Origin of the sequence: Campylobacter showae, from assembly GCF_900573985.1 — a bacterium.
Lineage (GTDB): Bacteria > Campylobacterota > Campylobacteria > Campylobacterales > Campylobacteraceae > Campylobacter_A > Campylobacter_A showae_E.
Window position 1 is genome coordinate 81690 of the sequence record NZ_UWOK01000001.1, and the last position, 12830, is coordinate 94519.

Below are 12830 nucleotides of genomic sequence, written 5' to 3' on the forward strand. Positions count from 1 at the left end.
CGTCGCAAATTTTAAATTTGAGTTTTTAGAGTGCGGGTTTCGGCGGGTAAATTTGGCTTTAAATTTGAATATAAAACGATAAGGCGAAGTATCGCGAGATGATTTTTTTCGAGTTTTCTGCTTCGTAGGCTCGCAGCTGCAAGCAGAAGAAGCAAAATTGAGCGTGCGCTAGGCATATAGCCTGCGGAGCGAAAATTTTGCAAAATCTCGGAAAAGCACTCGCGAGACAAGCCGTTTAAAAGGAAAAAAATGATTTTATTGATAGACAACTATGACAGCTTCGTCTTCAACGTAGAGCAGTACCTACGCGAACTAACCGACGAAGAAGTGCGCTGCGTGCGTAACGACAAGATCACGCTGGATGAAATCCGCAGGCTAAATCCGAGCAAAATCGTATTAAGCCCGGGCCCAAAACACCCACAAGATAGCGGCATTTGCCTAGAGATTTTAAAAAGCGATATCGCCGCGCCAGTGCTTGGTATCTGCCTCGGGCATCAGGCGATCGGGCTCGTTTACGATGCCAAAATCAAACGCCTAGAAAAGCCCTATCACGGCAAAACTTCGCTCATAAAAGTTAACCATAAAGAGCCGCTATTTACGGGGTTGCCGGACGAATTTGAGGTCATGCGCTACCACTCGCTTTACGTGGACGAGCTACCGTCAAATTTAGAGGCCACAGCCGTGAGCGAGGACGGCGTAGTGATGGCGCTTAGCGTGAAAGACAGGCCGATTTTTGGTATCCAGTTTCACCCTGAGAGCTACTTCACGCAGTACGGCAAAAAAATCATCGAAAATTTCATCAACTACGAAGCCACGCCTGCGGCCGAAGTAGCCAAAGAGCCCAAAATCCGCCCGCTCAAGCCGTTTCTAATCAAACTACAAGAAAACGAGCGGCTAGACGACCGCGACTTTGAGCAAATTTGCGAAATCATCGCTAGCAAAGAGTACGAGATCACGCAGCTAGCGGCGCTTTTGGTGCTAATCAGCGAAAAAAGCCTCTATCCGCAAAGCCTAGCAGGCCTCGCCAGAAACATCCTAAAATACTCGCAGACCTACCGCGATCCTTCGCCGATGATCGACCTTTGCGGCACGGGCGGCGACGGCTTTAAGACGATAAATATATCAACGACCGTCGCGTTTATCCTCGCAAGCCTTGGCGTCAAAGTCGCAAAGCACGGAAACAAAGCCGTTTCTAGCAAATCAGGCAGCTCGGACGTGCTGGAAATTTTAGGCGTTCAGAGCTCAAATTCACTCCTGCGACAGCGCGAGCTGCTAAACGACAAAAACTTAGCCTTTTTCCACGCTCCGTTTTTCCACCCGCTAGTGGGCGAGGTGCGCGAAGTACGTCAGCGCCTGGGTATCCGCACGGTTTTTAACGTGCTAGGCCCGCTGCTAAATCCAAATTTGGCGCTCAAAAATCAGCTTGTTGGCGTCTATCATAAGCCCGTTTTGCGCCTCTACGCCGAGACGCTGCAGCTACTAGGGCGCGAGCGAGCGCTGGTAGTTCGCGGCGAGGACGGACTAGACGAGATCAGTCTATGCGACGAGACGCGCGTCGTGGAGCTACGAGGCGGCCAGATCAGCGAGTACAGCATCACGCCCGAGCAGTTTAGCTTCAAACGGGCGTTTCACAGCGAGATCGAGGGCGGCACGCCTGAGCAAAACGCCGAAATTTTAAAGCAAATTTTAAAAGGCGAGATTAGCGGGCCGAAATTTGACGTAGTCGTTCTAAACGCGATGTTTGCGCTCTATGCCGCTGGCGTCGCTGATAGTCCCGCGCAGGCAAAAGAGGTCATCCTGGACGCGATAAAAAGCGGTAAAGTTTATCGCTATTTTGAGGACTACGTGCGAGGCGAAGCGTGACGCTGGTTAAAATTTGCGGTATCAAAACACCTGCGGAGGCGCGCGACGTGGCGAGCCTGGACGTCGATTTTTTGGGCGCGATATTTGCCAAAAGCAAACGGCAAGTGAGTGCGCAAACGGCGCGTGAGATAACAGATATCGCACACGAGGCAGGCAAAAAATGCGTCGGCGTTTTTGCCAGGCAAAGCGACTGCGAGATAATGGAAATCTGCGAATTTGCCGCCCTTGACGCGGTGCAGATCCACGGCGAGGTTAGCTCAAATTTGTACGAAAATTTAAAGGCCGCGGGGCTAGAGGTTTGGCGCGTTCATAGCGTGCTAGACGTGCTGCCCTCCGTAGATACCTCACTTTGCGATATGCCGCTTTTTGATTGCAAGGGCGAAAATGCCGGCGGCAACGGCATTAGCTTTGATTGGGAGATTTTGCGAGGGATTAAATTTGACTTTGGTATGGCGGGCGGTATCGGCGAACATAATGCGCGCGAAGCGATCAAATTTAACCCGCGAGTGCTCGATCTAAACTCAAAAGTCGAGGATGAAAACGGCGTGAAATCGGTTGAAAAAATAAATAAAATTTTGGAGCTGATAAAGGCGTAAATTTTCAAAAGTAAAAATAAGATAATAAAAGGTCGGCTTTAAATCAACCACGCAAAGCCGACTTTTACCGCCTTACTCGCTTTTAAAATTAAAAATTTTCACATCACTTTTCGTCTCGTCCTTAAAATAAATCTGCACCGACACTTTTTGGATATTTGGCGCTTCTTTGTATGTATTGTCGGCCTCCGTTTTTGTGCTATACGGCTTTGGCAGCTCGGTATCGGGAACGTCTTTGTTGATACCGTAAACGATCTTTTCCACGCCGTCGCCGTACGAGAGGATGTGGGTGAAATAAACTATATCTTTACGGCCGGCATTTGACACCCAGTGGTTTGATGTTTGTTTGAGCATCTTTATATCACTTTCGGCTTTTGGGTCTAGTATCTCTCCGCTTGGTAGCTTTTTGTACCATTCGTACTTAAACGGCCCGTTTATATTGCCGTTTCGGTCTTTGTATTTAAACTCTATATACTCTTTTACGACTTGCGTGTCGCCCGGCAATCCAAACCAGTTTTTGGGCTTCTTTTCGCCGCTATCTTGGTAAACTATATCAAAATATCCGGTGCTGATAAACTCCCCCTGCCCGTCTATACGGTAAAAAATTTCAGTCGGTTTGTCTGAAATGTTCGCTACTATTTGATAGCCCTGATTGGTATGGATTCTTTCGACCGTTACGGGATTTTCAAAGATACTTTGACTGATTTTATCCAGCTCCGTTTTACGCTCGCGGATATATTTTATCTGGGCGTTTAGCTCGTCTTTATCGGTAAATTAGCGCGCCAATTTTCCTTCTTCGTTCAGCTTTAAAAATTTATCCGCATACTCTTTTTCTAGCTTTTTATCGGACATCGTCTGATCTCCCAAAACTACCTTTGAGTACGCGCGCGCCAGTTCGTAGTAAGCCGGCGCGAAATCTGGATTTTGCTTAACGAAATCGGTTAATTTCTCTGTTTTTTGTTTTCCGTCTTCGAGTAAAATTTTGGCGTAACTATCGATCAAAATATCATCATTTTTAAACATTTCGTTGTAAATTTCTTTTGCGCCGGCTTTGCCCTCTTGGATCTTTAAAAATGACTAAAATCTTATATGCGGATCTAGTTTGCGGTCGCTAAACGAAAAATATTTTACGTACGATTTTCTCGCATTTCCGTAATCTCCGCCAAGCTCGTATATGCGCGCATTATGATAATAATCCTCTTGCGTTTTCGGGTTTGCGATGATGCCGCCGCCTTTGCCGATATTTTCGCTTAGTTTGTCTATTTTTGTATCAACGTTTTGTATAGCGGATTTTATATTTCCGGTATCTTCTTTTATTTCCATTACCGTCTGCTTGATCTCGCCGGTGTCTTTTTTAATCATGCCTAGTAAATTTTGAATTTTTTCAAGCGGCGGCATGATGCTTGCCAAGTAGCCGTTTTCGCTACCTTTTTCTTCCGCGCTTTGCAGTCCGTACATGGAGCCGGTGGCGATTATGCTTAGACTCGTAAACACCATGATCGGCAAAACCCTTTGCCTTAATCTAGATAGCCCGATATAAGCCAAAAATAGGACGCAAGTGATAATTATGCTAGCATAAAATAGATATTTCGCAAAAGGAGCTATCGGCTGACAAATGTCGGAAATACCGCCGAAAACGGCAGCCAAACCTCCAGCCCAAATTTTATTTTTATTTAATGCTTCTTTTATGGCGCCCATATTCTTATCCTTTGGTTTTTATTTCGTCTTTTAAATACCTCCTGACTCGCTTACCAAATTTGGCCAAAAGCCGCTTTTTTATATCGCCGTAACATATTTGGAATCATATCGTTTTTTACCCTAAATTCAAATTTGCGCGTGCAAAAAATACCGTAAAATAAGCCTAATAAAAACTTAAAATGCTAAAATAAACAAAAATTTAAAGGATACCGATGAACACCAAAGCATATTTCGGCAAATTCGGCGGGCAGTTCGTGCCGGAAACCGTTATGTTCGCGCTAGATGAGCTAGAGGCCGCTTACGAACGCATCGCAAAAACGGCTGAATTTAAAGCCGAACTAGACGATCTACTAAAAAACTACGTCGGACGCCCTAGTCCGCTATATCACGCAAAACGCCTAAGCGAGCACTACGGGCATGAAATTTATCTAAAGCGCGAGGATTTAAACCACACGGGCGCGCATAAGATAAATAACGCCCTGGCTCAGGCCTTGCTCGCCAAAAAAATGGGCAAAAAGAAGGTTTTAGCAGAGACGGGTGCGGGTCAGCACGGCGTAGCGACTGCGACGGCGGCGGCATTGCTTGGTCTTGAGTGCGACGTATATATGGGCGCGACAGACGTCGAGCGTCAGCAGCTAAACGCGTTTCGCATGCAGCTTTTAGGCGCCAGAGTCGTTAGCGTAGAAGATGGGCTAAAAACGCTAAAAGAGGCCACTACCGCAGCGATCCAAGCGTGGGTAAACGAGATAGAAAGCGCATTTTACGTCATCGGCTCGGCAGTCGGCCCGCACCCGTATCCTAGGATCGTGCGCGACTTTCAGAGCATCATCGGCCGCGAGACCAAAGAGCAGCTAAAAGAATACGGCGTACATCCGGACTACGTCATCGCCTGCGTCGGCGGCGGCAGCAACGCGATCGGTATCTTTAGTGCGTTTTTGGGCGATGCGGACGTAAATTTGATCGGAGTCGAGGCTGCAGGCCTAGGCGCTGATACTCCGTATCACGCTGCAACTCTAACGAAGGGCCGCACAGGCATCATCCACGGCATGAAAACGATCGTTTTACAGGACGAATACGGCATGATCGAGCCCGTACATAGTATCTCGGCGGGACTCGACTATCCAGGAGTGGGCCCCGAGCACGCGCACCTGCACGAGAGCAAGCGAGCCGCCTACTACGGCGTCACCGACGACGAGTGCATAAACGCGCTATATCTAACCAGCCGCCTAGAGGGCATCATCCCGGCGATCGAGAGCTCGCACGCGCTAGCGTATCTAGAAAAGCTCTGCCCGAATTTGACAAAAAAAAGCGTCATCGTCGTAAACGTCTCGGGACGCGGCGACAAAGACATAAACACCGTGATGAGCTACGAGAAAGGAAAAATTTATGGCTAAGGTAAAAGACGCGTTCGCAGGCAAAAAAGCAAACATCGGCTACGTCGTGGCGGGGTATCCTAGCGTCGAAGCGACGAAAGAATTTTTACTAAATTTAGACGGCAGCTGCCTGGATCTACTAGAGCTTGGCATCCCATACTCCGATCCGCTCGCAGACGGCAAACTCATCGCGCAAGCTAGCTTTGAAACCGCCGCAAAGGGCGTAAACACGGGCACGGTATTTGCCATGCTTGAAGAGTGCAAAGGCAAGATAAATAAACCGATCGTTTTTCTCGTGTATTTTAACATCGTGTTTACTTACGGCGTAGAGAGGTTTATCGCCCGCTCAAAAGAGGTCGGTATCGCGGGTTTCATCATCCCCGATCTGCCGTTTGAGGAGAGCGAGGAGGTAGCGGGACTGTGCGCTAAATTTGACCTTGACCTCATCCCGTTAATCAGCGTCACGTCGCAAAACCGAGCGGATAAAATTTTAAAATTCGGCTCAGGCTTTATCTATGCGCTCGGCGCTATCGGCGTGAGCGGATCGCAGCGAGCTAGCGAGGAGAGGCTAAAAGCGCTCGTAGAGGGTCTAAAACAAAGAAGCGATTTGCCCGTAGCGGTGGGCTTTGGCGTGAAAAATAAAAACGACGCGGACGAGGTAAAAACCTACGCCGACGGCGCGATAATCGGCACCGAGATAGTAAAGCTCACGGCCAAATTTGAGGGCGAAGAGCTGATAAAGCAAATCAATAAACTTTTTTAAATTTAGCCGCGTTTGCGTTAAATTTAAGTATAATCAAAAAATTTCGTTTAAAGGACGGCGCGATGATGGACGTTGCGGAGCTTGGGATCAAACATCTGTGCGAGGATACCCTAGGCTACAAAGTAGAGAGCGCAAAGAGCGCGGAAGGCGAATTTTACGGCTCGAGCTTGCCGATTTTTAAGGGCAAAGAGGAGTTTCATTTTTATCTTTATTTTAAAAAAGATACGCTAAATCGCTTTGCTAGCGTGCTCCTTGGCGTCGATAAACTGGCCGAGGACGAGCTAAGCGACATCTGCAAAGAGGTGGCAAATCTCGCAATCGGCTACGCCAAAAATCTACTCAACGAACGCGAAGCAAACGCCTATAAACTAGGCACTCCGGAGTATCTAGGCAGGACGAGCTTTCACGTCAAACTAGACGACAAACGCGTCTATAAGATCAAAAATAGAACATTTCAAGTAGGATACAAAAAAATATGAGCGAAGAACTACAAGAAGTAACCGCCGTAGAAACGGCGCCGCAAGGGATTCAGGAGATGTTGCAAGAGCGCGGCGGGCTTTTTAAAAGCTACGACGAGCTGATGGATATCGGCGTGGATTTTATCTCGGAGCTCGGCACTACGACGATTAGCGTAAAGCAGCTCTTAAAGCTCGAAGTTGGTTCGGTTATCGACCTAGAAAAGCCTGCCGGCGAGAGCGTAGAGCTTTTTATAAACAACCGAATTTTCGGCAAGGGCGAAGTAATGGTCTACGAAAAAAACCTCGCCATCAGGATAAATGAAATCCTAGACTCAAAGTCCGTCATCCAGTACTTTAAACGAGAGCAACTATGAGGATTTTCGCCGCGCTTTTGTTGTTTTTCGTAGCGCTTTGGGGTTCAAATTTATCCACATATAACATCTACGAGCGCAGCGACCGTGTCGATATCATGCTTAGCTTTGACGCTCCTTATAGCGGCGCGATCTTGCAAGAGCGTAAAGACGGCGTGATAACCCTGCTTTTTAAAGACCTACAAAATGATCAAAATATCGAAAAAAGCGTAAACTCAAGCATACTGCAAGAGCTTTTGTTTGAGCCCAGAGGGCAAAATTTAGCCCTCGTGATAAAAAGCGACACTCAGGTGGCCGTTAGCGCGTCAAAAACCACCGACGGCTTTGGCCTGCGCATACGTGTGACGCCTGAAAATGCAGCGAACTCAGCCGCCGCAACTGCGCTCTCGCCGCAAGAAACTAGAGAAAATATAACCGAAGCGACGAATCTATCCAGTGATCAAAACGCATCAAATTTGACCCCGTCTACTCAAGGTGCCGGCTTAAATTTAGGCATACAAAACGGCGACGTAAATTTCATGACGCAGGGCATGAGCGATATGATTGATTATAGATATTACTCGGTTTTAGGCGTTTTGGCGCTACTTTTAGTCGTGCTTTTGTTCATCAAGGCAAAGCTAAAAAACAAGCAAAAAACGATAAAAACAAAACGCGAAAACGGCTGGTTTGAAAAGGTAAAAAGCGAGGGAGGCGTGGAGATAATCTACGAAAAACCGCTTGATGATACGAACAAAGTCATTCTTTTTCAGCACCTTGACAGACGCTACCTCGTGCTAACTGGTACGTCAAACGTGCTTTTGGATAAATTCGGCGAAGAACAGATGGCGAGCGAGCAAGATTTTCAGAGTTTTTTTGAAGAAAATCAAAAAAAGCTAAACGCCTACATCGAAAACCGTCAAACATTGGACGCATATAAAGACAAGGCGAGTATAGACTAAATTTGCCTTTTTAAAATTTGATGAAATTTACCGCAAATTTCATCAAATTCCTCCAACAAATTTCACGCAAAACAGATCGCAAACGTATCGGGCTTGGTCATCTTTTTGATATTTTCCTTCGCCATAAACAGCTCCTTAGCGCCGTAAATTTGCAAAGTATGGTTGATAAACTCAAACTCCAGCTTCTTATGAGCGCAGTTTGCATCGAGGTTTTTAGCAAGCGCGAGGATAAAACTCAGCCAGCGCACGACATCCTCGCTCGGTAGCAGGTTTTTAAATCGCTCAAATTCGCTCGAGGTTTTTTTGCCGTTTTGCGCGATGATCGCGGCGACTAAGCATTTTTGCACATGCGAAAAGCCGTAGTTTAGGGCATTTAATACAAAAAACGCCGAGCTAGCATGCTCGCCGTAAAATCCCAAACACTGCGCCACGCTGTGTAGCCTCGCAGCCACGGCTAGCTCGCTCTCGTAGCGCCCATCAAGCCCGTGCAGCGGCTCTAGCGCGGCAAAGAGGTCTTTTGCGTATTTTACGATAGTTTTGTTATCGTCTAGCAAAAATCTATCCTGCAAGCTCCTCACGCTCGGGTTAAAATTTGGCGGAAATTTACGCGTCGGACGCAATATATCGCTCAAAAACACGCCCTCTCTAAAGCCCGCGCCGCTAGTATAGATGTTTTGCACGCCCACTGCATCCACTGCGCCCAAAAATATGAGCGCGCCTTCTCTAATCGTATCGAAGCGATCTTTTTTTATGCCAAATTTCCCAAGCTCTAACACGCTCGCTCGGGCTAAATTTTCGATAAAATTTTTATGGTTTTGAAATTTGTAGGCGAAGTTGTGCACAGTTTTTAGCGGATAGTCTTGCGCCGACATAATAGCAGAAGATATCGCGCGCAGGCTGCCTCCGATGGCGACTAGGTTTTTGCTTTTAAAATTTTTAGGCAAGCTTTTAAACGCCTCTTTGATAAAAGGCGCTGCGGCGTTTAAATTTTTCTTATCGAAAAATAGCTCCTTTAGCCGCACCGTGCCCAAATTTAATGACACGGCGTCTATTATCTTGCCGCCGCTAACAAGCGCTAACTCCGCAGAGCCCCCGCCGATATCAAGCGTGACGAACTCCTCTAGCGGCTCGAGCAAATTTAACGCCGCCACGCCGCCAAACGTCGCCTCGTCCTTGCCGCTAACGACTTTTAAATTTATCCCAAGCTCTTTGCGCGCCATGCTTATGAGCAGGCCGGCATTCGGAGCGTCGCGCAGAGCCGAGGTGCCCATGGCGAAAATTTTCGAGCATTTGTAGTTTTGTGCGATATTTTTAAACTCGCTAAGCGCCTCACAAGCCTTTTGCATCGACCTTTGAGCGATCTCGCCGCTGTGCTCGTACGCGCCCTCGCCCAGGCGCACCTTCATCTTAAATTCGCCGATGATGTGAAACGCGTAACGCGAAGTCTTCTCAAAAATCGCCATTCGCATCGAATTTGAGCCTAGATCTATGACGGCGGTTCGTTTTGCCATTTATTTGCCTTTATTATTTTTATTTATCGCTAGAGTGAGTGTCGAGATCGCGCCGTTGTGCCCGTCGGTGCGGTTTTTGATAGACACGGAGCCGCCCAGAGCCTGAGCCGCGCCCTTAGCCAAAAATAGCCCAAGCCCAGCTCCGCCCTTATCGCCGAAACGCTTAAACGGCGCAAAAAGGTCCTTGCTCTCATCGATGCCGCAGCCCTCGTCTATGACCTCGATGATAAATTCGTTTTCGCTAAGACGAGAGCGAAGCGTGATCACGGCGCCGCGAGGAGAAAATTTGATCGCATTTTGGACGAAATTTTGGATAACATGCGTTAAAAGCGTCGTTTGTAGCGTCATTTCAAGTCTGCTAGGCGCAAAATCAGTCGCTATATCCTTGCCCTCGCCGCGAGCTAAAATTTTAAAATTATTCGCCGATTGATTTAAAAACTCGATGATGTCGATACGCACGGCCTCCTCAAACTGTGCGCCCTCCTGCCGTCCGATCTCTAGGATCGAGCTTATCATTTTGTTCATCTGATTGATGGCTTCGTTGTTGTTTTTGAGCGCTTCGATGTATTTTTCGCTCTCACGCGGCTTTATTAGCGTAACTTCGTTTTTGGTTTTCATCACCGCAAGCGGAGTTTTTAGTTCGTGCGCGACGCCGACAAAAAGCTCTTTTTGGTAAAGCACAAACGTCTGAATGCGCTCGATTAAGCGGTTTAGACTTTTGCCCAGCGGCTTAAACTCGGGTGGTAGCTCCTCAAGGCTCACCGTCTGCAAAAATCGCTCGTTTAAATTCGTCATTTTTCTGCTTAAAATTTTAATCGGCACAAGCAGCATTCGCGACAAAAACAGCACGTAAAAAATAATCAGAAGTATCGACGTGGCGTTTACCATGATGATATCGATTAAAATTTGATCTATGAGTTTGCTTTGATGAGTGGTGTCTTTAGTTAGAGCGATGCTCGTGTCATCCATATACGGATAAAATAACGTCAAATGAGTCTTTTGTCCCACCCTTTCCGTAGCGAAATAAGGCGACACGGTCTTTCCCTCGACGAGCTTTGCCCTAGTGGGACTATCGTTTAGCGTGAAGTACTCAAACGGTTTTTCTACTTTAGATAAATTTGCGCTCGTGGATAAAATTTTAGCTTCGTATGCGAGCGATTGTGAGATGCCCTCGTATATCGTGACCTTGATATACTGGTATAAAAGAACGGAGATGATGAGAATTAGCATCGTAGAAGCCGATGCTAATTGCACTATAAACCTAAATCTTAGGCTTTTTTGGGAAAGCAAAACCTATACCCGCGTCTTCTGACCGTCTCGATAGTCGAGATATTTAACGGTTTATCCATTTTTTGGCGGATTTGATTGATTGCTACTTCGATTACGTTTGGAGTTACGAGCTCAGGCTCCTCCCAGATCGCGTCTAGTAGTTGCTCTTTGCTGACGATTTGATCGCTGTGGCGAGCAAGGTGAGTTAGCACCTCAAACGGCTTTCCTTTTAGCTCGATATCTTGGCCTAGGTAGGTGATTTTCTCCTCGTCCGGATCGATGATAAGGTCGTCTATCTTGATAACGTTGGTGCCGCCAAAGCGCAGTCTTGCTTCGATTCTAGCTACCAAAACGTCAAAATCAAACGGCTTTTTGATATAGTCGTCCGCACCAGCTCTAAATGCCTTAACTTCGCTATCTTTATCGTCTTTCGCAGACAGTACGACTACTGCAGTGCGCGGGGATTTGTGTTTGATGATGTTGATTAGATCCACGCCGTCGCCGTCCGGGAGCATCCAGTCAGTCAAAACCAAATCGTAATTTCTAATACCGATGTAGTATTCGGCATCCTTGAAATTCTCCGAGCTGTCGGTCTGATAGCCGAACTCTTGCAAGCCCTCGGCGATGGTTTTGTTTAGAGTTACCTCATCTTCAACTATTAAAATTCTCATTTTTTCCCTTCAGTGAAATTTGTTGGGATTGTATCATAAATTAAGCAAGATTTCAAGATACTTTAAAAAAAATTTAATATTTAAACTCGGCTCTTGCGCCAACCATCGCATTTTTGACGATCTCGATTTTTAAAATTTCCATTTTCAAAAAGCTGAGCGAGCTAAATTTTTCCTTCAACTTTTTCGCGCAAATTTCAAGCGAGCTCTCCACGGTGCCAAATTTTTCCCGCGCGTAAATTTCCTCGATCAAATTTATCACTTTCACGTAGTCTATAAACTCGCCGCTTTCAAACTCCGCGCTCACTCTTACCTTCTGCGGCGTCACGCGCTCAAAATCAAGCAGACCGATGATGGTACTAAACTCGTAATCTTTGATAATCGTCGTCAAATTACGCGCTTTTCTTGCCCTGTTATCAGGCGTTTTATGTTTGGCAGGTGCTTGTAAACGACCAAAAACGCGATCAAAAATATCGGCGCATAGGAGTCGATGTCGGGAATCTGCGGCTGAAGCGCAAAAGTCGCTACGATAAACGCCACAAGCGCGGCTAGCGAGGCTAGCGAGGAGATCTTAAGCAGCTTGCCCACGACAAACCAAACTCCAAGCGCGATAGCGATTTCAAGCGGCAAAAAAACCGCCAAAACGCCAGCTCCCGTGGCTATGCCCTTACCGCCTTCAAATTTTAAAAACGGCGAGTAGCAGTGTCCGAGCACGGAAAGTACCGCCATCGCCCAAAGCGTCGCCGGCGCAAGGCCTAAAAATTTCGCGATCAGTATCGGCAAAACACCCTTTAAAACGTCGCAAACGACGGTCAAAATCGCGATTTTTTTAGCGAGTTTGGGATCTTTTTGCTTTAGCACGCGCAAAACGTTCGTTGCGCCGATACTGCCGCTACCTTCGCTTCTGATGTTTACTCCGCCGAAGATATACGCCAAAATCACGCCCGAGGGGATACCGCCTAGCAGATACGCCGCGGCGTAAGCTATCAAATTTTCGTTCATTTTTTTATCCTGATTTTTGTTTCGATTTCGCAATATTAATTAAATTCGGCTGATTTTTTGATAAATCGGTCGTTTTAAAGGGCGATAAATTTGTAAATTTTGCTAGCCGAGACCCGCACCTTTAAGGTACTAAATTTGGTTTGGTTAAATTTGGCGTTGCAAATTAGGCTCCTTACGTAAAAAATAACCATTTGAGGTTGTTTTTTACTTTATTATAAAGGGGGTGGGGGCTTGAATTGCGCTCTGCTTTGCAGCTCTCAAAGAGAGTGCAAGCACAAGGCGAGGCAAAGCCGAAGCAAAAGAGTTCCCCTTTTGTATCCACC

15 protein-coding genes are annotated in these 12830 nt (G+C 46.7%); 7 read left to right on the plus strand and 8 right to left on the minus strand.

Annotation, left to right across the window (positions count from 1 at the left end; genetic code table 11):
• Window positions 1-249: 249 nt before the first annotated feature.
• Together trpD and EE116_RS00415 are read left to right on the plus strand one after the other, a co-directional pair.
• Window positions 250-1863, plus strand: coding sequence for an anthranilate phosphoribosyltransferase (gene trpD, locus EE116_RS00410; protein WP_122872761.1), 1614 nt, complete (start codon window positions 250-252; stop codon window positions 1861-1863).
• On the plus strand, window positions 1860-2459 hold the full coding sequence (locus EE116_RS00415; protein WP_122872762.1) for a phosphoribosylanthranilate isomerase: 600 nt from the start codon (window positions 1860-1862) through the stop codon (window positions 2457-2459). The genes trpD and EE116_RS00415 overlap by 4 nt, the downstream gene beginning before the upstream one ends.
• Before the next feature lie 72 nt (window positions 2460-2531).
• Here EE116_RS00415 and EE116_RS00420 read toward each other — a convergent pair whose 3' ends face one another.
• The 3 genes from EE116_RS00420 to EE116_RS00430 all read right to left on the minus strand — a co-directional run bounded on the left by EE116_RS00420 (window position 2532) and on the right by EE116_RS00430 (window position 4154).
• Entirely contained in the window at window positions 2532-2960 is a 429-nt protein-coding gene (locus EE116_RS00420) for a hypothetical protein (RefSeq protein ID WP_122872763.1), read from the minus strand.
• 270 nt (window positions 2961-3230) lie between these two features.
• On the minus strand, window positions 3231-3479 hold the full coding sequence (locus EE116_RS00425) for a hypothetical protein (RefSeq protein WP_122872764.1): 249 nt from the start codon (window positions 3477-3479) through the stop codon (window positions 3231-3233).
• Window positions 3480-3533: 54 nt separating this feature from the next.
• Window positions 3534-4154 carry a hypothetical protein gene (locus tag EE116_RS00430; RefSeq protein WP_122872765.1) on the minus strand — a complete coding sequence of 207 codons (621 nt, stop codon included), beginning with the start codon at window positions 4152-4154 and terminating at the stop codon, window positions 3534-3536.
• Between the two features lie 212 nt (window positions 4155-4366).
• Here EE116_RS00430 and trpB point away from each other — a divergent pair, with 212 nt between their 5' ends.
• The 5 genes from trpB to EE116_RS00455 all read left to right on the plus strand — a co-directional run bounded on the left by trpB (window position 4367) and on the right by EE116_RS00455 (window position 8057).
• Complete coding sequence (gene trpB / locus EE116_RS00435; protein ID WP_122872766.1) at window positions 4367-5548, plus strand: tryptophan synthase subunit beta; 1182 nt, start codon at window positions 4367-4369, stop codon at window positions 5546-5548.
• Window positions 5541-6290, plus strand: coding sequence for a tryptophan synthase subunit alpha (gene trpA / locus EE116_RS00440; RefSeq protein WP_122872767.1), 750 nt, complete (start codon window positions 5541-5543; stop codon window positions 6288-6290). Before trpB ends, trpA begins: the two co-directional genes overlap by 8 nt.
• A 65-nt stretch (window positions 6291-6355) precedes the next feature.
• Window positions 6356-6769, plus strand: coding sequence for a chemotaxis protein CheX (locus tag EE116_RS00445; protein WP_122874408.1), 414 nt, complete (start codon window positions 6356-6358; stop codon window positions 6767-6769).
• Between the two features lie 56 nt (window positions 6770-6825).
• The gene (gene fliN / locus EE116_RS00450) at window positions 6826-7122 is read left to right on the plus strand and encodes a flagellar motor switch protein FliN (protein WP_034957998.1); all 297 of its coding nucleotides are present in this window, start codon (window positions 6826-6828) and stop codon (window positions 7120-7122) included.
• Window positions 7119-8057, plus strand: coding sequence for an excinuclease ABC subunit A (locus EE116_RS00455; RefSeq protein ID WP_122872768.1), 939 nt, complete (start codon window positions 7119-7121; stop codon window positions 8055-8057). The genes fliN and EE116_RS00455 overlap by 4 nt, the downstream gene beginning before the upstream one ends.
• Before the next feature lie 62 nt (window positions 8058-8119).
• Here the strand turns inward: EE116_RS00455 and EE116_RS00460 are convergent, their stop codons facing one another.
• The 5 genes from EE116_RS00460 to plsY form a co-directional block, all read right to left on the minus strand.
• A complete protein-coding gene (locus EE116_RS00460; protein ID WP_122872769.1) occupies window positions 8120-9568 on the minus strand; it encodes a Ppx/GppA phosphatase family protein in 1449 nt (482 codons plus the stop codon).
• Window positions 9569-10798, minus strand: coding sequence for a sensor histidine kinase (locus EE116_RS00465; protein ID WP_122872770.1), 1230 nt, complete (start codon window positions 10796-10798; stop codon window positions 9569-9571).
• A 38-nt stretch (window positions 10799-10836) separates the two neighbouring features.
• On the minus strand, window positions 10837-11508 hold the full coding sequence (hsrA, locus tag EE116_RS00470) for a homeostatic response regulator transcription factor HsrA (protein ID WP_002947350.1): 672 nt from the start codon (window positions 11506-11508) through the stop codon (window positions 10837-10839).
• A gap of 73 nt (window positions 11509-11581) precedes the next feature.
• Window positions 11582-11896, minus strand: coding sequence for a dihydroneopterin aldolase (locus tag EE116_RS00475; RefSeq protein ID WP_122872771.1), 315 nt, complete (start codon window positions 11894-11896; stop codon window positions 11582-11584).
• Window positions 11893-12507: a glycerol-3-phosphate 1-O-acyltransferase PlsY gene (plsY, locus tag EE116_RS00480; RefSeq protein WP_122872772.1), complete on the minus strand. Its 615-nt coding sequence runs from the start codon at window positions 12505-12507 to the stop codon at window positions 11893-11895. Before plsY ends, EE116_RS00475 begins: the two co-directional genes overlap by 4 nt.
• Between the last annotated feature and the right edge of the window lie 323 nt (window positions 12508-12830).